Source organism: Phocaeicola faecalis (genome assembly GCF_021730445.1).
GTDB classification, from domain to species: Bacteria; Bacteroidota; Bacteroidia; order Bacteroidales; family Bacteroidaceae; genus Phocaeicola; species Phocaeicola faecalis.
Genome location: NZ_JADNRM010000002.1, coordinates 162,016 through 185,404, shown reverse-complemented (window position 1 = coordinate 185,404; position 23,389 = coordinate 162,016). Strand labels below are relative to the sequence as shown.

Sequence of the window (23,389 nt, the reverse complement as noted above, 5' to 3'; positions counted from 1 at the left end):
AAAAAAATGTATTTAAGTTTAGGAATGTGTCTTTCCTGACTGCCATATAATTAGAAGGACCTAAAAAACATGCGTATGGATTTTAAAGAAAATAATATAGAATTGTTACTTCCCCGTTATTGCGAAGGTATCGCAACGGAGGAAGAACGTCGGCAGGTAGAAAGTTGGATTCAGGAATCAACAGAACACCACCGGATAGTAAAGCAAATGGAGATGCTTTATTTGGCGGCGGACACAGTTCATGTAATGAATAAGGTAAATACAGAAAAGGCGTTAGTTAAAGTAAAAGGTAAAAGGATTGGTAAAAGGAAAGTAGCTTGGTGGGAGTGGACACAGCGTGTTGCCGCAGTGCTGTTTCTCCCGCTGCTTGCTGCTTCATTGGTTCAGTATTACGGTAATAAGCCTGAACTGGTGCGGATGTTGGAGGCGCGGACAAATCCGGGTATGATGACTTCGGTAGTTCTGCCCGACAGCACAGTGGTTTACTTGAATTCTGAATCGACATTGCGGTATCCTTCCACTTTTGAAGGACGGAATCAGAGAAAAGTGGAACTGACAGGTGAGGCATTTTTTAAAGTGATAAAGGATGTGGAGAAACCTTTCATCGTGTCTACTACCCATCAATCTCAAATAGAAGTGTTAGGAACAAGTTTTAATGTGGAGGCCTATGACGATATGTCGGATGTGTCGACTACCTTGATTGAAGGAAAAGTAAATTTCAGTTTCCAAACCGGTGCTCAGAAAAAACGAGTAGCGTTGAAACCGGGACAAAAAGTAGTGTATGATTCGACAAATGGTACAACACATTTATATGAAACTTCGGGTGAAACTGAAACATCATGGAAAGACGGAAAGATTATTTTTAATAATACATCATTGAACGATGCTTTGCATATTTTGAGCAAACGTTATAATGTAGTCTTTACGCAGACCAATGCACATTTGGATGAGTCGTATACAGGAACCTTCACCAATCAACGGCTGGAACGTATTTTGGAATACTTTCAGTTGGCATCCAATATCCGGTGGAGATATATTGACGGAAAGGATGCATCACAACAAAAGACGCATATTGAAATCTATTAATAACCTTAAATTGAATGTAATATGAAAGAGTTATCACCTTAGAAACAAAAAGCATACGGGAAAATATTGGCGTATCTTCCCGTATGGAAAATCGGTCTTTAATTAAAGCTTGTTTGGCGACAAGCTAAAACTAACTAATTTTAAAACTTTAAGTCATTACAAAAGTATGAAAAATAATTGTAGTATCCAATTTTCGAGGATACCAAATCTCTTATGGCTTGCCTCGAAAAAAATTCCACGAACTATGAAGCTATTTGTTCTTTTCTTTATCTACTCCTTAGGATTGGCCTATGCGTCCGACTCGTATGCACAGACGGCTATTGTCAATGTAGAGGTGCAGAACAAGACGGTCCGAGAAGTCTTGAAGGAAATTGAAAATCAGTCTGAATTCGGATTCTTTTTTAGTAATAAGCATATTGATCTGAATCGTCGTGTATCAGTCACTTCACGTAACAGTGATATTTTTAAAGTGCTGGAGAAGGTATTTGAAGGTACGAATGTGAAGTATTCCGTTTTGGATAAAAAGATTGTTTTGACCACCAAAGCTGAAAGTGTACCGGTTGTGCAACAGGGTACTTTAAAAGTAATGGGTAAAGTGGTGGACAATACAGGAGAAGGCATTATCGGGGCTACTGTATTGGTGAAAGGAACTACCAATGGAACAGTCACCGATATGGACGGTAACTTCGAATTGTCTGTTTCTTCCAAGGAAGTGACATTGGATATTTCGTATATTGGTTATAGTAATTCTGTTGTAAAAGCCACAGTGGGTACTCCTGTACAAGTAACTTTGAAAGAAGATACGAAAGTGTTGGATGAAGTGGTGGTAGTGGGTTATGGTACGCAGAAGAAAGCTAATCTGACTGGTGCCGTTTCTCAGGTGTCTATGGATAAGGTATTGGGTAATCGCCCGGTGGCCAATGTAGGTACCGCTCTGCAAGGTGCCATTCCGGGTTTGGTGGTTACTCCCAAGGCTGCTCCGGGAGAGAATACCGGATTCAATATCCGTGGTACAACCTCTATTAATGGAGGGGGACCGTTGGTGCTGATTGACAACGTTCCGGGTGATGTGAACCTGTTGAACCCTGAAGATATTGAAAGCGTATCAGTGCTGAAAGATGCTGCTTCGGCTGCAGTTTATGGTGCGCGAAGTGCGTTTGGTGTGGTATTGATCACTACCAAAAAGGCCAAGAAAGGTGAGAAGATGACTATCAACTATAACAACACTTTAGGTTGGACTACTTCTATTGGCCGTCCCGAGCAGGAGAGTATGGACACTTACTTTGATATGTGGCAACATGCTTTTGGCGACACTCACTATATTCAATCTATGGACATGAACCGTTGGCGTGAACTTTATCACCAATATCATAACGGACAATTGCAGGGCGTGGAACCCGGTGGTCGCTATATGGACGAAGGCGGTCGTCCTTATTTCTTGGGCAATACCGACCATGCAGCAGCTGCTCTTACTACCGGCTTCCAGCAGACTCATAATGTTTCGGCTACCGGAGGCACGGAAAAACTAACTTATCGTTTGAGTCTGGGTTATCTCAATAACAATGGTGTACAAAAAGGAAACAAAGATGTGTACGAACGCCTTAACGTATCGTCTTATGTGAGTGCCGACATAACTGATTGGCTGACTACTTCTCTTGACTTCCGCTATACTAAAGGAGATAGAGATATGCCTAATGCCGGGGGATTTAATTTCTTTGGTGCTACTTATCCTAATTACTTTCCGACAGGCACCATGGTTGATGATGAAGGAAAGACACAGTATTGGGATAATCCGGAAAACCTTCTTAAACTGGCTGCTGTAAACAATACTGTTACAAAGAATCCTCGTATTTATTCACGTACATCCATACATCCTATTGAGGGGCTTGAAATGATTGTGGAATATACTTATGATGGTAAAGAAGTGGCTTCGCATAATTATACCGGATATTATTCATTAATGCATCCGCAGAATACTTCTATTTCTGACCCCAAGACTTCTAATTTCAGCAATAACCGGACTACGGTAGATTATAACTCTATCAATGCGTATGCTACTTACCATAAATCATTCAAAGATCATAACTTCAAGATTATGGGTGGCTTTTCTCAAGAAACCTCAAGAACGGAGGAACTTAAAGTAAGCCGCTTGGAGATGATTGACCCAGATTTACCTTCTATTACCGGTGGTGTGGGCGATATTACCGCTAACGATTTTTATGGAGAATACATCATTCGCGGAGGATACGGACGTATCAACTATGATTACCAAGGTAAATATTTGGTGGAAGTAAATGGTCGTTATGATGGCTCTTCCCGATTCCCACGTAATAACCGTTTCGGTTTCTTCCCTTCGTTTTCTGTAGGATGGCAAGTAGGACGTGAAAAATTTATGAAGTGGAGCGAAAGTTGGTTGAACGAGTTTAAATTCCGCGCTTCTTGGGGTGAAATTGGTAATCAGGTTCTTGGTGATAAACTGATTCATAACTATGCTTATATTGCCATGATGGATCCCGTAAAAGCCGGGTGGATTCTAAATGGGTTGCAACCTATTACTTTGACCACTCCGGGCATGGTAAGCTCCAATTTTACTTGGGAAGTAGCCAGAACAACTAACATTGGTGTAGATTTGTCATTGTTCAATAACCGTTTGCAGACTACTTTCGAATGGTATCAGCGTCGTACCAAGGGAATGCTTGCTCCGGGAGCCGACTTCTCGGCCGAAATCGGTGCGGCTGCTCCGAAAATGAATGCTGCTGACCTTCGCAACCGCGGTTGGGAATGGAGCATCAGTTGGAGAGAACAAAGGGGTGACTGGCGTTACAATGCAAGTTTTAATATCTATGATTCCAAAACGGTTATTGAAAAGTATGACAATGCTGCATTTTCATTACCTTCAAATGCCATGCCTTATTATGAAGGAATGACTTTGGGTGAGCGTTGGGGATATGTAACGGATGGTTTCTATGCTATTGATGACTTTGTGCCTTCTTCGGATGGTATAAAGGGCTGGCAAGATGGTGTATGGACACTGAAAGAAGGGATTGCTTCTATTCAAGGAGTAACAGTACGACCGGGTGACATTAAGTTCAAGAACTTGCGTGACGATGAAAACAGTGTGAACCGTATCGATCCGGGTGCAAATACTGTTGATAACCCCGGTGACCAAAAGATAATAGGTAATGATGCGGCCAGATTTCAATTTGGTTCTTCATTGGGCTTCGGTTACAAAGGTTTCGACTTCTCTATGCTGTTGCAAGGTACAGGTAAACGGGATGTTTTTCTGTTAGATCAAAGCATATACAAGCCTTTTGGAGGTGTAAAACACGGTGCGCTGTTTAAAGGTCATAGTGATTATTGGAGGCCCAGTGATATGAATGCCAATACTATAGAAGGATGGACTCCGGTAAACGATAATCCCAAATATCCTCGTATCTATGACAACCAAGGAAACATGGGCTCAAACTTCCGTGCGCAAACCCGTTATGTGGAAAATGGAGCATATTTGCGTGTGAAGAATATCACTTTGGGATATACATTCCCTAAAGAATGGGTGTCAAGGGTTGGATTGACCAATGTTAAGGTTTATTTCTCAGGTGAAAACTTGTTTACTTTCAGCAGTTTGCCTACAGGGTTTGACCCCGAACGTTTGTCATGGTCATATCCTTTCTATCGCACGTTGTCATTCGGTTTTAATTTAACACTTTAATAAAAACAGATTATGAAATTAGCAAAATATATATTTGTAGCTTCATTAGGAATAGCTTCATTGTCAGCTTGTAACGATGACTCAATGGATCGTTTTCCTATAGAGAAGCCATCAGAAGAAACTGCTTTCAAAACCAGTTTGAACTTTAAGACTTATGCTTGGGGACTTTACGGTATTTTTACCAACAAGGATATCATGCTGCGGGGGTATAATATGACTGGAGCCAATACTTCTTATTGGGAAGGAGACCGCTTAGCGAATTACGTGCGTAACGGACGTAGTTTGCGTAGTATAGCTAATCCATACGCCAATCATGGAGTCAATGCTAATAATACTGGTGGATATGTGTTTTCTTATATTCGCTCGGTGAATGTGTTGCTTGACAATATAGATGGAAGTCAGATGGATGATAATGAAAAGGCTCATTGGCGTTCGGTAGGTTATTTTTTCCGTGCTTATAATTATGTGGAACTAATCATGCGTTACGGAGATGTACCTTGGATTGATCATGTGCTGACAGAAGAAGAAGGACGTAACGATATTCCTCAGCGTCGTCCGCGAGCTGAAGTGGCCGAATTGGTATTGAATGATTTGCTCTATGCCAGCGAGAATATCAATATAGGAGCCTTTGCGAAAATGGATGCTGATGGAAAAAACACCATTAATAAACATGTGGTGGATGCGCTTATTTCACGTTTTGGCTTGTGGGAAGGAACTTGGCAGAAATACCATAAGGTAGAGGGCGGAAATCCTGAACTATATTTGAATGCTTCTCTCAAAGCTTCCGAAGCATTGATGAAGGCTTTCCCGAATGTGGGAAACAACTACGATGCTTCTTTTAACACAGAAGATTTGAGTACGATTCCAGGTACTATTCTTTATAAGGAATTTGTGTATGACGTAATCGCTCACAATACAATGCAGTATCTGCGTTCCGACGCTTCGGCTATGGAAGCTACCAAACAATCGGTAAATATGTTCTTGATGCAAAACGGCAAGCCGGTTCATCATCCCGACAATATAGGCACCTATAGTGACAAAACAATGAATGATGAGTTTCGTAATCGTGACTACCGTCTCTATTTTAATATCGTTCCTCCTCATAAAGTTGCTATGGGTGCCACTGGTACCACTTGGAGATACTCTACCGATGAAGACTATGCGGAAGGTGGATGCTTTAATAATTCAAGTTGTAGGATGGATGGATCTCCTGAATCAGACCGTGAATACATTGACTTAATGGAACAAATTTCGACTCCTACTGGTAAGCGACTTCCTACATCAAATTGGGCAGGAAACATTTTGCATTTGATTCCCCATTTTTATGGTTATGAAAAGGGTGGGATGGGAACTATCGGCCCGATGCGTTGTGTTTCCGGTTATTTCTGTTGGAAGGAATACAATACTTGGGATAAAACCATTGCGGGTTCATTTCAGGTAGGTTCGGCAGACAAGCCTATTTTCAAGATTGAAGAAGTGTTGCTCAACTATGCGGAAGTAAAGTATGAACTGGGAGAATTCGACCAAAGTGTTGCCGATAAAACAATCAACGTACTTCGTCCGCGTGTCAATGTAGCTAATATGAACGTGGCTGAAATTAATGACAACTTTGATCCTGACCGTGATCCATCGGTTGAACCAGTGCTTTGGGAAATCCGTCGCGAACGTTTTACAGAGTTGTTTGGTGAAGGTTTTGGATTCTATGACATCCGTCGTTGGAAAACTGCACCTTGGTGGATTAATCAAAAACCACTAGGGGTATATATGCGTAGAACGGATCAAGGTGGCATGCCTGACAAATACATTTTGGTAGATGAAAATGGTAATGTGAATTATGAAGAGGGGTATATGGAATTAGAACCGACTCGTCCTGATGAATTGGGCGATAAAGGTTGGGATGATACTTTCTATCTTTATCCCATTCCGTCTAAACAGTTTACTCTGAACCCTGGCTTAAAGCAGAATCCGGGTTGGGAGAAATTCTAATTATAAAATAAGTTTAATCCCGTTTCTGTTTTAGGAACGGGATTTTTTTTATAAATTGCTAATACAAATACCATGAATATAAAAAAACTGATTATACTGTATTCCTTTCTTGCCGGAGGAATGGCAGCGAATTCGCAAAATACGGATTATATCTATTTAAAAATGCAGTCAGCTCCTTTTGAGGTGAATGGCAATTACCTTTCCAAACATGATATCGTTTATTTTTCACCTACGCAACTGGAAGCGGAGGGCTTTCCGATGGGTAATGGTGATATAGGCGGCATGGTGTGGAATCACGACAATGGCATCGAACTGCAAATCAATAAAAATGATTTGTGGACAAAGGCACAACCGGAAGAATACGGAATGTCATTATTGAGGCATGCGGCTCGTCTGAAGATTGATTTTGGTGCGCCGGTATTCAGTTGGATGCACTTGAAAGAGTTTGAAGGAAGGTTATCGCTGGCGAATGCCGAAAATACATACCGTGCAGTTACGGGTTATTCCGCTACAACTATTCGTACTTGGCTGGCGCAAGATCGTAATGTATGGATAGTGGAATGTGAGAATATACCCGACTCTGAAATGCTGGGAGATTGTTCGGTAGCTACGGTTTCGTTGGAAAGGTTGGGGAGCCGCTCCTTTACCGGATGGTATGGAGGCTGGTTTGCGAAGAGCCCTTCAGTGGGGCTTGGCAAAACGCGTGCAGTGGCCGATGCTCGCGAAATGATATTGGAAGAAACGGATGGTGGATTGCACTTTGCTGTGGCCTGCAGGGTGGTGGAGTCGTCCGGAAAACCGGAAACAGTGAATATGCGCCGTACCGAATGGAGGACAGATAAACAGAAATTCACGATTATGATTAGCGTGGTGACTGACCGCGAGGACGAAGATCCGGTACGTGCGGCAAAGAAGTTACTTGATGAGGCGGGAGCGAAGGGGGTAAACGAATTGCGTCGCGAGAAAGATGAGTGGTATCGCAATTTCTGGTCCAATTCGTTTGTGAAGTTGGGTGATGATTATTTGGAGAATATCTATTACCTGCGCCGCTATCTGATGTCGGCAGGTTCGCGAGGTGAGTTTCCGTTAGCTTTCAATGGCGGGCTGTGGCGTTGGAACCGTGATGTACTCAACTGGGGGGCACCGCATCATTGGAACCAGCAGCAGGAATATTGGGGACTGTGTGCGCAAAACGATTGGCGGCTGATGAAACCTTACCTAGACACATACTTCAAGATGATACCGTTTGCCGAAGAACTGGCAAAGGAGTATGGAGCGGAGCATGATGCGTTGCTCATTACCGAAGCGCATAACTTCAACGGCATACAATGGGGAAAGGACAAGCACTATCTGAGGAATAATTTTACCCCTGCTTCGCAGATAGCTTCTCTCTTTTGGGATTATTACGAATTTACGGGAGATAAGGATTTCTTGAAAGAAAAGGCATATACGTTTATGAAGAAAACTTCTCATTTCTATTTAGATAAGCTGGAATGGGATGAAGAAAAAAATGAATATTTTCTGAAGGCTTCTTTGTATGAGTCGGCTCCTATCGCTTATGTGAAGAATCCTATCAGTGACCGCAACTGCATCGAAAGACTTTTCAAGGATTGTATCCGTGCGGCCGAAATATTGAATGTAGACAGAAATGAGGTGAAACAGTGGCGCCACGTGCTCAGTCACTTATGGGAAAGAGGCTATCAGCAGTTTGGCGAATGTGGTGAAGTTACCTCTCCTGCCGAGGAATATTATACGGAAAAACGTTATTCTCCGTGGATTTGGGGTAACGGTGGAGCTGTAGCTTTTCCGGCAGGGCTGATTGGCATGGATGATAAAGACACTCGCTTGGGAAAAGCTGTTGTGAATCTGTTGAAGCACGACGACGAGTGTAACGCGCATTATCCTTATCCGCAGATAGCTGCGCGAATGGGAGAGGGGGATGCGGCCTTGAAGTATATATGGAATGGGGTGAATGTGCATCAGATGTATCCGCAAGGATTGATGCACAATGTGACCGGTTATCCTGACAATATTTACGACCTTGCCTCTGTGCACAATTTGTTGAAGGATGCTTATGTGATACGTTCGCATGATTTCTTTCAGTGTGGCATGGAGCCAATGAGTAATTATTGTACGGGCATAAATGAAATGATGCTTCAAAGCAACGAGGGGAAAATCAGAGTATTTCCTGCTGTGCCTTCTGTATGGGATTCTATTCCTATGGCATTTACTTTGTTGGCAAGAGGGGCATTTGTAGTTTCTGCTGGTAGAAATGGCCAAGCTGAGGTAACACAAGTCGGCATAAAGAGTTTGAAAGGGAATCCGTGTAGGATACAGAATCCTTGGGGCAATAGGAAATGTGAGGTGTTGCGATACAGAGATGGCAAGAAAGTACTTGCTAAGACAGGAAAGGATAATGTCTTGACTTTCTCCACACAAACGGATGAAGAATATGTTGTCCGACTTGCAGGTATGGGAGCTTCGGTTAAGGAAATATATTCCGGTAAGCCCAATATGAAAGTGAAGCAACTGGGGAAAAGAGTACTAGGGAAAGTTAGTGGCTGGAACGATTTCAATGTAGAGACGAAAAAATAACTTATACTCTGTTCGGATTGTGCTATAGAATATCAAACGATGGTTTTTAATCCATTAAAAAAATATATATGTAAGAAGTACTAGGAAGCATAAACGGACTTTTCGATAAATAAAAAATAAAGTTATATGGTCATGAATAGTACAAGAATTTTATTAGCATCTATGTTGTCAATAAGTATTGCCAAATATTGGGGAAGATAATTAATAGGTGAAATTATAGAATAAATAAACAATGAAAATAAGAAAAATTATATTGGCAGGCTTGCTGCTTCTTTCTGTTTGCGGAATTTCTGCAAATGATGTAACTTTTTATGTGTCTCCTAAAGGAAACGATTCTGCCGAAGGCACTTTGTCACATCCTTTGAAGAGTATTCAAACGGCTCTTGAAAGAATTAAGGAAACAAATTCTCCTCAGAGTGCTGAAATCATACTTCGTGCAGGTACATATGAACAAACCGCAACTATAGAAATAAACCGGGATAATATTTCGATTCACCCTTATCAAGATGAGAGAGTCATTATTTCAGGTGGTACACAGATAGCCGGAAAACATTTTAAATCAGTAAAAGACCAGTCTGTATTGAATCTTCTACAACCGCAAGTCAAGAAATTGGTGAAAGAAATAGATTTAAAAAAACTTGGAATAGCTATGGCTGATTTGCACGCCACAGGATTCGGACGTCCTAGCGAGGCGGCATGGACTGAAGTTTTTGCAGATGGACAGCCTTTGCATATTTCTTGTTGGCCGAATGACTCTACCGTATTGATTGGTAAAATAGATGAATCGGGCATTGCTAAAGATGGGAAGGAAGCACCTTATCCCATATTTGGTTATGCCGAAGAGCGTCCGTCTCATTGGAGAAATATAGAGAATATGTGGATAAGCGGATATTTTGCACATGGTTATGCCGATGATATGATTCGTGTGGCAAGGATAGACACATTGCGGAAAACTATTCATACGGCACAGCATACGGTATATGGCTTTATGACCGGAGCGCCTTGGCGTCAATGGTTCGCCTTGAATTTGTTGGAAGAACTGGACAAACCGGGTGAATATGTAATGGATGCCACACGGGGGAAGATGTATGTTTATCTTCCCGATGAAAAGGTGAATAATCTGCAAGTTTCTATATTGGAAGGCCCATTGATGGCGATTGAGAATTGTAAAGATGTCGTAGTGCAAGGCATCACTTTCCAGTATGGTCGTCACATAGGTATTTATATGGAGAATACTCATCACGCTTTGATAAAGAATTGTGTTATACGCAATATGGGTGGAGTAGGCATATCCATAGGGAAAGGAACTTTGTTGGCAGGTAACGAGCAAGGGCATAAGCTAGGAGGAGAACCTGTTTCTCGTGTGGTAGGTGATTTAATGGGAACGATTTATCAGAATATATTGTTTGACCGTGAGGGTGGAACAGAGAATGGTGTGGTGGATTGTCATATTTATAATGTGGGTGCCGGAGGTATCAGCTTGGGAGGAGGAGACAGGGCTTCGTTAACTCCTGCCGGAAACTATGTGGAGAATTGCCGGATACATCATTATAACCGGATTGAGAAGTCCTATCGCCCCGGTATATGGATAGACGGCGTGGGCAATCATGTTTCTAAATGTGACATCTATGATGCTCCCAGTATGGCAATCCTGTTTCATGGTAATAATCATGTCATAGAATTGTGCAATATAACGAACGTATGTAGTGAAGTGGATGATCAAGGTGCGGTATATTATGGCCGTGATCCTTCAGAACAAGGAAATATAATCCGCTATTGCTATTTTCATGAATTAAGTCCTCGCCATCGTGTTACGGCCACTTATCATGATGATGGGGCTTGTGGGGCAACCGTTTATGGAAATATTTATTATAAGGCCGGTTCTTTGCCTGTACTTATAGGTGGAGGGCATGATAATCATTATTCAAATAATATTTTTATTGATTCTCCGGTCGCCATACATGTAGATAACCGTATGCAGAACTGGGGAAAAGGTATGATAGCCCCCGGTGGAGTGATAGACCAGCGCTTGCAAGCTGTCAATTATCAGAATCCACCATATAGTGTTGCCTACCCTTCATTAAGCAAATATTGGGAGAATGATGCTTCCTATCCGGAAGGAAATGTGATAGAAGGAAATCTGTTCTATAAGATAGGTAATGTGGTACATGGACGCACGGAGTGGCTGGATTTACATAATAATTGGGTAACAAATTCAGATCCGGGTTTTGTGGATTCTTCAGATCCATTAAAAGGATTCAAACCGGATGCTAAAGTGTTTCAATATATCAAGAACTTTCCACGGCTGCCTTTTGATGAGGTAGGGTCCAATCTGCCGGAAGAAGAGTATTTGTTTTAATCTTTTTATTAGTGGTGATTTTAAATCTATATAAATAAAGGGAAGATGAAATGTGTATATTGTGTGTGTTATGTGTGGGGAAAGCTTATGCTTTCGATCATGGTGACAGTTTGCGTATCATGTCCTACAATGTACACAATTGCCCGGGCACGAAGAAGCTCGTGTGCTATTAATTGTAGAATATGAGAAATATATATTTTTAGCCACTCATTTTTCATTGATTCCTGCCGATTAGGAAACTTCTGCTGAAATGATATTAAAGGAAATCGCTTCTATGAAGAAACCTGTATTTATGGCTGGGGATATGAATTCTATACCTTCTTCCAGCCAATCCGGATTCAAAAGTGTTTACCCATGACGGTAAGCGATATTATATGCCTTTTGAATCAACAGTCTGCGCAGGTGGTTGTAATTGTATTGATTCTCTCTATTAATTTTATGTTTGTGTTTTATCTCTCATGCTCTCACCTATTTCTCTGAAACCCATATATACAAGGCGTTTCAATGATGAGAGATACAGGTGAGAGATAAGGGAAAAAGTGAGGGCATTGCTCTCATTTTCCACTAAAAAGGTATCTTTTGTGTGATTCATGTCTTTCATTTGTGTAACACATGCGAGATTGCGGCTATCTACTATGTTTCGTAGGCACAGCCGGTTATCAGGAAACATAGGGAATACTAAGGCTTTTTTGCCTTATCGTTAACTCTTTCTGTCAGGTTCTCTACTACAGTCTCCGCTAATGGACTGTAGGGTCTACTATAATGGACTGTATAGACGACTGTAATGGACTGTATAGTCCACTGTCGGAGACTATAGTATATAACCGTAAAAAAGGGCTTACCAGTAAGGAAGAAAAGGCTTGCTCATAAGGCGAAGAAGCATAACTTTTACATCCTTTGCAAGTCTCTTAAGACTATACAATAAAGGCATATAATATATTTATTCGCAACATCATGATACAATCATTATAGAAATGCGCTATATTCCTTCTACAAAAGGTTGTGTAAATTATTGAACGTTTGCCCTGTCTCAAAATACAATTTTCAAAAAAACATTTTATTTTTTTAGGAACATCCCTTTCCCGATTGCCATATAAATAGAAGGTCCGATTGTTTGGCGACAAAGGAATTCTCTATTTTAAAACTTTAAGTCATTACCATTTATGGAACATTGTAACAAATTACTTTATGGCGGGATATTATCTTTATCCGCATTGACCAGCTGTACGGAGCCGGTAACAGAAAAACCTTTGAATATTGTCTACATTATGACAGACGATCATACGGCTCAAATGATGAGTTGCTATGACAAACGTTATATGGATACGCCCAACTTGGATCGGATAGCTAATGAAGGGGTACGTTTTACAAACAGTTTTGTTGCAAATTCGTTGAGTGGGCCCAGCCGGGCTTGTATGATTACAGGCAAACATAGTTGTGCCAATAAATTCTATGATAACTCTACCTGTGTATTCGATTCCTCGCAGCAGACTTTTCCGAAACTATTGCAGAAATCGGGCTATCAGACGGCATTAATCGGCAAATGGCATTTGGAAAGTTTGCCGACAGGCTTTACTTATTGGGAAATAGTTCCCGGACAAGGTGATTATTATAACCCTGATTTCATCACACAAACCAATGATACCATTCAGAAACATGGGTATATTACTAACTTGATTACCGATGATGCCATAGACTGGATGGAAAATAAACGAGATAAAGACAAGCCTTTCTGTCTGCTTATTCACCATAAGGCAATTCATCGTAATTGGATGGCGGATACTTGTAATCTGGCCTTATACGAAGATAAAGAATTTGCTTTGCCCGATAATTTCTTTGACGATTATGAGGGACGTGAAGCTGCCGCAGCTCAGGAGATGAGTATTGTGAAAGATATGGATATGATTTATGACTTGAAGATGCTCCGTCCTGACAAGGAAACACGTTTGAAATCATTATATGAAAGCTTTATTGGACGTATGGATAAAGGACAGCGTGCGGCATGGGATGCATTCTACGGTCCTGTGATTGATGATTTTTATCAGAAGAATCTGCAAGGAAAGGAGTTGGCTAATTGGAAATTCCAACGTTACATGCGCGACTATATGAAAACAGTCAAATCACTGGATGATAATGTAGGGCGTGTGCTTGATTATCTGAAAGAAAACGAGTTGTTGGATAATACATTAGTCGTCTATACATCAGACCAAGGATTTTATATGGGAGAGCACGGATGGTTTGATAAACGTTTCATGTACGAGGAATCCATGCGTACTCCGTTGATAATGCGTTTGCCGAAAGGATTTGACCGGAAAGGTGATATAACCGAAATGGTACAGAATATTGATTATGCACCTACCTTTTTGGAATTGGCAGGTGTCAAGGTTCCCGATGATATTCAAGGAGTATCTTTATTGCCGCTGCTGAAAGGGGAGAAGCCTGCCGACTGGCGCCGCTCATTATATTATCATTTTTATGAATACCCTGCCGAACACATGGTGAAGCGTCACTATGGAGTGCGTACAGACCGTTATAAATTGATTCACTTCTACAATGACATTGATGCATGGGAACTTTATGACTTGGAAAAAGATCCTGCCGAGATGCATAATGTAATCAATGATCCTGCTTATAGTGGCGTATTGACCGATATGCAGGCAGAACTGAAGAAATTGCAAATCCAATATAACGATACAATTTTTGTAAAATAAAGATGATGAATAAGACATTTTTATTAAGTGCCATATTGGGAGTTTTATGCTTTCCGGTAAAGGCACAGACCTTGCCTGTACCTACACCGGTACAGTTGCAGTGGCAACAGATGGAAACAACGGCATTTGTTCATTTTAGTGTGAATACTTATACGGACATGGAGTGGGGGTATGGCAATGAGTCCCCTGCCATCTTTAATCCGACTAAGTTGGATTGTCGTCAATGGATACGGACTTGCAAGGAAGCGGGGCTGAAAGGAGTGATTCTTACCGCCAAGCATCATGACGGGTTTTGTTTGTGGCCGTCGGCTTATACGGAATACAGTGTGAAGAATTCTCCGTGGAAAAACGGAAAAGGCGATTTGGTACGCGAATTTGTAGATGCTTGTCATGAGTATGGGATGAAAGTGGGGCTGTACCTTTCTCCTTGGGATTGTAACCATCCTGATTATGGAAAACCGGAATACATTACTTATTTCCGCAATCAGTTGCGCGAATTGCTGACTAATTATGGGGAATTGTATGAGTTTTGGTTTGATGGCGCCAATGGGGGACGTGGTTATTATAGTACAGATTCCTTACATACCCGAAAGATTGCCGCAGATTACTATCCATGGGAATCTTTGACAGAAATGGTATATGAATTGCAACCCAACTGTGTGGTGCATGGGGGAAGTGCACAGAACATTCGCTGGGTAGGCAATGAGGAAGGATATGCTTTGGAAGAACATTGGAGTACAGTGAGAAAGCCGGAGCTTTATGATAAGGGAATACCAAATGGTAAGCAGTGGATGCGTGGACATGCGGATGGTACGTTATGGATTCCTTCAGAAACCGATGTATCTGTCCGTCCCGGTTGGTATTATCATGCCTCGGAGGATCATAAACTGAAGTCATTGTCCAAATTGACCGATATTTATTATGAGAGTGTGGGGCGTAACAGCTTGTTATTGCTTAATCTGACTCCCAATCAGGAGGGGTTGATTCCTGAGCAGGATTCTTTGCGCTTGGTAGAATGGCATCGGCGATATACCTCTGAACTAAAAAAGAATCTTGTTGATAAAAAGATGAAGGCGACAGGCGGGAACAGCAAGAAGTTGAAATATGCTTTGGATGGTAATCGAAGTACATATTGGGAAGCTGATACAAAAACACCTACATTGGAAGTGGATTTTGGAAAAGAATTAACTTTCAACCGTTTGCTGTTACAAGAGTTTATTGAGAAAGGGCAAAGAGTAAAACAGTTTGTTGTAGAATATTTTAATAATGGAAATTGGCAGAAATTGGATGAACAGACTACTATCGGTTATAAACGGATTCTGCGTTTTCCCGAAGTCACTGCTTCACGTCTGCGAATACGGATAACAGATGCATGGGAGGCACCTTGTCTGGCAGAAATACAGGTCTTTAAAGCGGAAACTCCGCTGGATGCTCCTGTGATTACCAGAAATAAGGATGGAGAGGTGAAGTTGGTATGCAGCAATAAGGATGCTTCTATCTATTATACTACAGATGGTAAAGAACCGCAACCGGGTGTAAGCCTTCGTTACCAGTCGCCTGTTCCGGCAGACGGTAATCGGATTATTAAAGCGGTAGCGGTGGACGGAAAGAAAAAGTCAACAACTGCTACGCGTACCTTTACCGGTAGTAAGGCTCACTGGAGCACCTTGCCTGATAAAGCCGGTACACTTGTCTTTGATGAAAACCAGCATACAACTTGGGTTGGAAAAGACATGCTTGAGGTCGACTTGAAATCGGAAAAGGAAATAACCGGTATAAGTTATCTACCCGATCAGGCACGATGGGCTAATGGAATCATTGTAAAATATAGGGTTGAAATTTCTTTGGATGGAACCCGATGGGAGGAGGCAGCCCATGGAGAGTTTGCCAATATTCAGAACAATCCTGTAGAACAGCAGGTGATTTTCCGGCAGACGCATAAAGGACGCTATATCCGTTTCCGTGCATTGTCAACAGTAGGTGGCCAAAAGAGCATGGGGGTAGCGGAATTGGATATTTTATTTTCTAAAAACTGATAAGTAATGAAAAAGTATAACTATGTAGGATGGTGTATGGCCGGTAGCCTTGGTTTGTCCGCTATGTCCGGACAGGCTGCACAACCGGAAAAGAAACAACCGCATATCATCTTGATAATGACTGACCAACAACGTTGGGATGCATTGGGGTGTGCGGGAAATGAAGCTGTGATTTCTCCAAATGTGGATCGCTTGGCAGCCGATGGACATTTGTTTTGTAATGCCTATACTGCTGCTCCAAGCAGTACTCCGGCACGTGCGGGTATGCTCACGGGTATGTCTCCCTGGCATCATGGCTTGTTAGGATATGGACAAGTGGCGGAGCATTATCAATATGAAATGCCGCAGATGTTGAAAGACTTGGGTTATCACACATTGGGAATAGGAAAAATGCATTGGCATCCGCAGAATGTGTTGCATGGATTCGAAGCGACTATCCTGGATGAAAGCGGACGTGTGGAGTCTCCTTATTTTATGAGTGATTATCGTAAATGGTTCAATACGCAGGCTTTCGGGCTGAATCCCGACAGTACGGGGGTGGAGTGGAATGCCCACGGAGCGAAAGCGTATGCTTTGCCCGAACGGTTGCATCCTACTGTATGGACAGGAGACAGGGCGGTGGAGGCGATAAAAGGTTATTCTTCTGAACAGCCTTTATTCCTGAAAGTATCTTTTGCCCGCCCGCATAGTCCGTATGATCCCCCTCAGCGAATAGTGGATAAGTATGAGGGCAGAGAAATACCCGCCCCTGCTGTAGGTGACTGGTGCAAGGATCTGGCAATAGATACTCATCCCGAAAAAAATCCTGAAGCGGCTGTAGGAAACTATGGAGTGGAATATGCCCGGAATTCTCGTAAGTATTATTACGCTTCGGTTACTTTTATTGACGAGCAGGTAGGGCGTATCGTGGATGAACTGAAAAAGAAAGGGATGTATGACAATGCGTTGATATGCTTTGTTGCCGATCATGGCGATATGTTGGGAGATCATCATTTGTGGCGTAAAACGTATGCTTATGAAGGCTCGGCAGCTATTCCTTTTATTGTCAAGTTGCCCGAAAACATGAAGAGTAGCCTGAAACCCGGTGAAAAAATAGAGGCTCCGGTGGAGTTACGCGACTTGCTTCCTACTTTTCTGGCATTGAACGGCTGCCGGATTCCGGAAGAAATGGACGGTCTGTCTTTACTTCCTTTATTGGAAAAAGGGAAAGCTCCCTGGCGTGAATATATTGATATAGAACATTCCACCGCTTATTGGGCGGATAATTATTGGTGTGCCTTGACGGATGGAAAAATAAAGTATATCTGGTTTTTCCGTACAGGTGAGGAACAATTGTTCGATTTGTCAAAAGACCCATACGAATTGCATGATTTGTCAAAAGCCAAGGCTTCCGGAAAAACATTGGAAAAGATGCGAAAAGCGATGGCCGGACATTTGCAGGAAAGAGGAGAGGAGTGGGTGAAAGATGGCAAGTTGGTCATCCGCAATAAGAATCTTTTATATAGTCCGAATTATCCAACAAATAAAAAATAAACCATGAAGAAATTAATTCTAACCTTTTCATTTTTAGTGTTGTTGTTCGGTACTTTGCAGGCATCGGTATCCATTATCCCGATGCCGCAGAAGTGCATCGAAAAAAGAGGCAACTTTACGGTAAATGACAAAACTGTAATTACTTTGTCAGTAGATAACGAGGAGATGCGTAATGCTGTATCTTTCTGGAATGAATTGTTTGACACGGCTGCCGGGTTCTCATTAGAGGTCTCTTCTACCCCCCGTTCTTCCAATGTAATCCGTTGCCGGCTTAACACATCGCTTCCCAATGAGGAATCATACAGGCTGACAGTCTCTTCATCTTCTATCCATATAGATGCCAAGACCCCTAAAGGCATTTTCTATGCGTTTCAAACTTTGCGCCAATTATTGCCTGCTGCCATTGAAAGTGACCGGCTGGTGGCGGAAAAAGTAAAATGGAATATCCCTTGTGTGGTGATAGAAGATTCGCCTGCATTCTCTTATCGCGGAGTGATGCTTGATGTTTCCCGCCACTTTATTCCAAAGGAAGATGTAAAGCGTCACATTGACTTGCTTGCTTTTCATAAATTGAATATCCTTCACTGGCATTTGACTGATGACCAGGGGTGGCGTATCGAAATCAAGAAATATCCCAAACTGACTACCGTTGGCGGTTACCGTAAGAAAACGATTGTGGGATATATGTGGGATAATCCTACCGAGTGGGATACCAAACGCTATGGCGGATTCTATACACAAGAAGACATTAAGGAAGTAGTAGCATACGCAAAGAAGCGTTTTGTGGAAATTATTCCTGAGATAGAAATGCCGGGACATAGCGTAGCGGCACTGACTGCTTATCCTGAATATTCCTGTACGGGAGGCCCTTTCGAAGTGGAAGGCCGTTGGGGTGTTTTCAATGATATTTATTGTACCAAGGAGTCTACTTTTACCTTTATGCAGAATATTTTGGATGAGGTAGTGGAACTTTTCCCTTCCAGCTATATCCATTTAGGTGGGGATGAGGCTCCACGCATCCGTTGGAAGAATTGTGTACACTGTCAGGAGCGAATGAAGCAGGAACATTTGACAAAGGAGGCTGAATTACAGACCTATTTCATCAATCGGATTGAGAACTATCTCAATGCTAAAGGAAAGAAAATTATCGGTTGGGATGAAATATTGGAAGGAGGCATTCCGCAACGTGCTACTGTGATGTCATGGCGGGGAGAGAAAGGGGGAATTCATGCCGCGAAAGCCGGATATGATGTTATTATGTCTCCTAATATTTATATGTATTTCAATTGCCTTCAGTCTAAAGTCAATGAAAAGAAAATTGGAAATCCCAATCGGGTGATTACCTTGGAGAAAGCTTATCATTATCATCCGGTTCCTGAAGCCCTGAGTGCGGATGAGGCCAAACATATTAAAGGAGTGCAGGCCAATTTGTGGACGGAGTATATGTCGGCGCTTGATGAGATGGAGTATATGCTTTATCCGCGTGTGGCAGCTTTGTCCGAGGTGGCGTGGAGTAAAAAGGAAAATAAGGATTATGGAAGATTCTGTACTCGTTTGGAGAGCATCCGGCAGCATTATGATGTGTTAGGAGTAAATTATTGCAAGAAAATCAGTAATGAATAATCAGTCAGTGATGAATATGAAAAGAAAAATACTATTTGTTTGTTTCGCCTTCCTTGCTTTGTTGCAAGGGTGGGCGCAACATACCTGGCAGGCCGGTCTGGTCAATTTGGAATTGATTCAACGGGGAGATTCGGAATTTCCGTCCGGCTTTTCCGCTTTCTCATTGAAGGATCATTTTATTTGGTGTGGTTCGGCTATTCAGGCAGAGGAAGATGGAAAGTATTATTTATTTTATTCCGCTATGGAATCAGGACCGGAGCACCCTAGATTTATAGACGCTTGGTTGCTGGGTTCGATGATTGGAGTAGCCGTGTCCGACTCTCCTTATGGGGGATATAAAGATATAGGTATTGTCTATAATAAGGATGGATATCGTCCGGATAGCCGTTCATGGGATTCACAGTCGGTTCACAATCCGCATATCAAGAGATATAACGGAAAGTACTATTTGTATTATTGCGCTACGGTGGATCCGGGTGAGGGTGCTTATGTAAAGGGAAAATTAAGCAGGAGGGACAGGCTCCAGCAAAATCAAAAGTTGGGAGTGCTTTGCTTTAATTCCATAAAAGAATTACTGGAAGGTAAATTTTCATGTAATGAGCAACCCCTGCTTGCTCCGCGTACAAGGGTGAAGCCTGATAATGTGCTGGAACCCTCACCTGAAGGAACCGTAACCAAGCCTGATAATCTCATTTTGGTCAATCCGGCAGTGGTATATCATCCTTTGAAAAAGAAATATTATCTTTATTTTAAAGGAAATGTTTATGATCCTACTTGGCGTGGTGTGCATGGAGTGGCTATAGCCGATGCTCCCGAGGGTCCTTTTATTGTGCAGGATGACTATGTGTTTGAGTTTGAAACGGGGGATAACCAGAAGTTGAATGCCGAAGACCCGTTTGTATGGTATCACCGGAAAGACAACTGTTTCTATGCCGTTTTTAAAGATTTTACCGGTGGATTTACAAAAGGCAAACCGGGGTTGGCTATGATGTATTCTGAAGATGGCATACATTGGAAACTTCCTGAGCATTCTTTGTTTATGAATAAAGAAATTATCTTGAAAAATGGAAAGCGTATGGAGGTGGATCGGTTGGAACGGCCTCAATTAGTGTTGGATAAGAATGATGATCCGATTGTTCTTTATTCGGCTTGTTCCATTACTCCATTGAATATGAAGCAGGATGGAAGTTCGTTCAATATTCAGATTCCAATTCTTAGAAGGAAATAAAAGGAGGCTCATAACAAAAGAAGTCCGGCAGGTTGATGAATAACTGTGCCGGACTTGTTTTGTTAATAATCCTATTAAACTAAAACAGTGTAGTTAATAACTAATAATTATAGTAGTATAACTAATTAGATTAGTTATTTATTGATTTTAATTAGTTATATTCGCCTCAGAACTTTAAACCGTTAGCTTTTATGAAACGTTTAGCCCCTAAAGAAGAAGAGATTATGCGGATGTTCTGGAGCAAAGGCCCTATGTTTGTCCGTGATTTACTCGAATTGTATAATGAACCGAAACCGCATTATAATACCGTATCCACATTGGTGCGCGGACTGGAAGAAAAAGGCTTTGTGGGATACAAAGTTTATGGGAATACATATCAGTATCATCCTATTATAAGCGAGTCCGAATACAAAGGTTCTGCATTGAACGAAGTGGTTTCACAATTTTATGATAATTCTTATATAAATGTGGTGTCTCAATTGATAGAAGAAGAACGGATGCCACTGGATGAATTAAAGGACTTGATAGCCCGCATCGAAAAAGGCAGAGGATAAGGAGGTGTTTATGGGAATTTTCTTGTTTTTCATTCTAAAGAGTAGTGTTTGCCTGTTTCTTTTTACAATGTTGTATATCACATTGTTGAAGGACATCACTCATTTTCGTTTTAGCCGTTGGGCTTTTTGGGTGGGAACAGTGCTTTGTTGGCTCATACCTCTAATTCCTGTATCGGTCAGTGTCCCCTCGCCGGTTCAACAGTCAGTCATGATGGTAGGGGAAATACTTGAAGAAACGCCATCGGATGGTCCAAAGGTTGTTGCCGGATTCCCGACAGAAAGCGGATGGGATACAAGAGCAGAATATTTATCGCTTCAACAAGGAAAAGCAGAAGAAATATATGGTCTGTCTCTTTTGACCGTTGTGAGTCTCTTGTATGGTATGGGTGCCGTTGGCGTATTTTTGTTCTTTGTTTATTCCTTCGGGCGGTTGTGGCATCTTATCTATGGTAAGCCGGTGCAGAGAGAAGGAAAATTTCGATTAGTGATTATTCCCGGGAAAGTATGTTCTTTTAGTTGGTGGAAATATATTGTGATGTCTGAAGAAGATTACCGGCAAGATGGTTCACTCATTTTGATACACGAAAAGATGCATTTGTCTTACTACCACACATTGGATTTGGGATGGATGCATTGCCTGCTTATTTTCCACTGGTTCAACCCGATGACGTGGGTATTGTGGAAGGAATTGCGTGACTTGCACGAATATGAGGCCGATGAAGGAGTAATTTTGTCGGGGGTAAATATGGTGCAATACCAATTATTATTAGTAAAAAAAGCTGTTGGCACAAGGCTCTACTCTATGGCCAATGGCTTCGATCATAGTAAACTTAAAAATCGTATTGGCATGATGCTTAAAAAAAGAAGTAACGGATGGGTACGGCTACGTATATTGCTGGCTGTTCCCGTGGCAACAGGGGTGGTATATGCTTTTGCACAGCCCGAAATGAGTGAAAAACAAATGTTGTCGCAAGTGGAAGTTGTGGCACAGGATGCACTGCTTCAAGACACGGCGGCACAAAGCAGGATGACTGAAGAGATTGCTTCAATGACTAAATTCTTTAAAGAGAAATCGGATGCATGGTGGGAGCATCATCGCACCCCGGAGGGGCGCTATGTATGGCGTACGACGCAAGTGCATCGAATCTTTATCAATGGTAACAATGAGGTTTTGTTTGATAATGATTATCGCAAGAGGCCCTTTGATGTTCGCCGGGCAGTAGCGGAACGATTGCGTTCTGCTCGTGAAGCTGACGTTCGTCAGAATGGAAAGGATGAACCTCATTTTCTGCGCTTAGTGTATGATGTGAAGTCGGACAAGCAATTAGTGCTTCAGATGCTGAAGGATATAAAGTCGGCATTAGATGATTTGCGTGAAGAATATGTGGCAAAAGGAGTTAGTGACGTGGATGAAGTTTGCCCGTATATGGTAAGTGTATTTGGTCCGAGAAAGTTTGGTATAGATGGCACCGAGTTATTGATTGGTGCCGTAGGTAATGAGCCGAAAGAACGTATATATAATATCAGTTGGAAGACATTGAAGCATTATCAGAAAAAATATGGTAAGAATGCTTCCGTTATGTTTCGTGCAGACGACTCGGTAGGTGAGGAAAGTTATGCATGGATGTGCAAGCGGATAAAGCAATATTTTCCGAATGCAACAACCAATCATGTGAGGTGATTCTTCCTTCCTCCTTTCATTGACTGCTGAAACGCCTTGTTGATGGGGTTTTGGTGGTGAGTGGACATCCCCTCATCCTCCTTTCAGCCTCCTTTCATTCGTAATTTTTCTTTGGGTGTGACAACTGCTGAAGGCAGATTGTGAAGGGACTTGAGAAGTAGGGCTGAAGGGAGAATGAGGGGATGTTCTGTCATTCTTAACCCGCTGGTTGCCTGTGTGTTTTGATTAAAATGTAAGGATGAACGGAAAAAGAGGAATGACCGGCTTAATGAGGAGATAATCTCATCT

Annotated in this window: 12 protein-coding genes; all 12 read left to right on the top strand. The window is 41.9% G+C overall.

What is annotated here, in order from left to right; genetic code table 11:
• The first annotated feature begins 75 nt into the window (after positions 1-75).
• The gene (locus tag IR173_RS04925) at positions 76-1,086 is read left to right on the top strand and encodes a FecR family protein (RefSeq protein WP_237038577.1); all 1,011 of its coding nucleotides are present in this window, start codon (positions 76-78) and stop codon (positions 1,084-1,086) included.
• A 244-nt stretch (positions 1,087-1,330) separates the two neighbouring features.
• Entirely contained in the window at positions 1,331-4,795 is a 3,465-nt protein-coding gene (locus IR173_RS04920; protein ID WP_237038576.1) for a TonB-dependent receptor, read from the top strand.
• 12 nt (positions 4,796-4,807) lie between these two features.
• On the top strand, positions 4,808-6,781 hold the full coding sequence (locus IR173_RS04915) for a RagB/SusD family nutrient uptake outer membrane protein (RefSeq protein WP_237038575.1): 1,974 nt from the start codon (positions 4,808-4,810) through the stop codon (positions 6,779-6,781).
• Positions 6,782-6,853: 72 nt separating this feature from the next.
• Positions 6,854-9,376, top strand: coding sequence for a glycosyl hydrolase family 95 catalytic domain-containing protein (locus tag IR173_RS04910; RefSeq protein ID WP_237038574.1), 2,523 nt, complete (start codon positions 6,854-6,856; stop codon positions 9,374-9,376).
• Between the two features lie 232 nt (positions 9,377-9,608).
• Positions 9,609-11,735 carry a right-handed parallel beta-helix repeat-containing protein gene (locus tag IR173_RS04905; protein WP_237038573.1) on the top strand — a complete coding sequence of 709 codons (2,127 nt, stop codon included), beginning with the start codon at positions 9,609-9,611 and terminating at the stop codon, positions 11,733-11,735.
• A gap of 1,163 nt (positions 11,736-12,898) precedes the next feature.
• Positions 12,899-14,446: a sulfatase family protein gene (locus IR173_RS04900; RefSeq protein WP_237038572.1), complete on the top strand. Its 1,548-nt coding sequence runs from the start codon at positions 12,899-12,901 to the stop codon at positions 14,444-14,446.
• Between the two features lie 2 nt (positions 14,447-14,448).
• A complete protein-coding gene (locus IR173_RS04895) occupies positions 14,449-16,482 on the top strand; it encodes an alpha-L-fucosidase (RefSeq protein ID WP_237038571.1) in 2,034 nt (677 codons plus the stop codon).
• A 6-nt stretch (positions 16,483-16,488) separates the two neighbouring features.
• Entirely contained in the window at positions 16,489-18,015 is a 1,527-nt protein-coding gene (locus IR173_RS04890) for an arylsulfatase (protein ID WP_394800642.1), read from the top strand.
• Between the two features lie 3 nt (positions 18,016-18,018).
• Positions 18,019-19,638, top strand: coding sequence for a beta-N-acetylhexosaminidase (locus tag IR173_RS04885; protein WP_237038570.1), 1,620 nt, complete (start codon positions 18,019-18,021; stop codon positions 19,636-19,638).
• Between the two features lie 16 nt (positions 19,639-19,654).
• Positions 19,655-20,866 carry a glycoside hydrolase family protein gene (locus IR173_RS04880; protein WP_237038569.1) on the top strand — a complete coding sequence of 404 codons (1,212 nt, stop codon included), beginning with the start codon at positions 19,655-19,657 and terminating at the stop codon, positions 20,864-20,866.
• Positions 20,867-21,057: 191 nt separating this feature from the next.
• Positions 21,058-21,420 (top strand): BlaI/MecI/CopY family transcriptional regulator, encoded by a 363-nt coding sequence (locus IR173_RS04875; RefSeq protein ID WP_237038568.1) that lies wholly within the window; start codon positions 21,058-21,060, stop codon positions 21,418-21,420.
• Between the two features lie 10 nt (positions 21,421-21,430).
• On the top strand, positions 21,431-23,101 hold the full coding sequence (locus IR173_RS04870) for a M56 family metallopeptidase (RefSeq protein ID WP_237038567.1): 1,671 nt from the start codon (positions 21,431-21,433) through the stop codon (positions 23,099-23,101).
• The last annotated feature ends 288 nt before the right edge of the window (positions 23,102-23,389 follow it).

What these genes read in the sequence shown, in the direction of transcription:
- IR173_RS04885 (WP_237038570.1), top strand. Translation starts at nt 18,019, where the DNA reads ATGAAGAAATTAATTCTAACCTTTTCATTTTTAGTGTTGTTGTTCGGT.
- IR173_RS04895 (WP_237038571.1), top strand. Translation starts at nt 14,449, where the DNA reads ATGATGAATAAGACATTTTTATTAAGTGCCATATTGGGAGTTTTATGC.
- IR173_RS04900 (WP_237038572.1), top strand. Translation starts at nt 12,899, where the DNA reads ATGGAACATTGTAACAAATTACTTTATGGCGGGATATTATCTTTATCC.
- IR173_RS04890 (WP_394800642.1), top strand. Translation starts at nt 16,489, where the DNA reads ATGAAAAAGTATAACTATGTAGGATGGTGTATGGCCGGTAGCCTTGGT.
- IR173_RS04880 (WP_237038569.1), top strand. Translation starts at nt 19,655, where the DNA reads ATGAAAAGAAAAATACTATTTGTTTGTTTCGCCTTCCTTGCTTTGTTG.
- IR173_RS04910 (WP_237038574.1), top strand. Translation starts at nt 6,854, where the DNA reads ATGAATATAAAAAAACTGATTATACTGTATTCCTTTCTTGCCGGAGGA.
- IR173_RS04915 (WP_237038575.1), top strand. Translation starts at nt 4,808, where the DNA reads ATGAAATTAGCAAAATATATATTTGTAGCTTCATTAGGAATAGCTTCA.
- IR173_RS04875 (WP_237038568.1), top strand. Translation starts at nt 21,058, where the DNA reads ATGAAACGTTTAGCCCCTAAAGAAGAAGAGATTATGCGGATGTTCTGG.
- IR173_RS04925 (WP_237038577.1), top strand. Translation starts at nt 76, where the DNA reads ATGGATTTTAAAGAAAATAATATAGAATTGTTACTTCCCCGTTATTGC.
- IR173_RS04905 (WP_237038573.1), top strand. Translation starts at nt 9,609, where the DNA reads ATGAAAATAAGAAAAATTATATTGGCAGGCTTGCTGCTTCTTTCTGTT.
- IR173_RS04870 (WP_237038567.1), top strand. Translation starts at nt 21,431, where the DNA reads ATGGGAATTTTCTTGTTTTTCATTCTAAAGAGTAGTGTTTGCCTGTTT.
- IR173_RS04920 (WP_237038576.1), top strand. Translation starts at nt 1,331, where the DNA reads ATGAAGCTATTTGTTCTTTTCTTTATCTACTCCTTAGGATTGGCCTAT.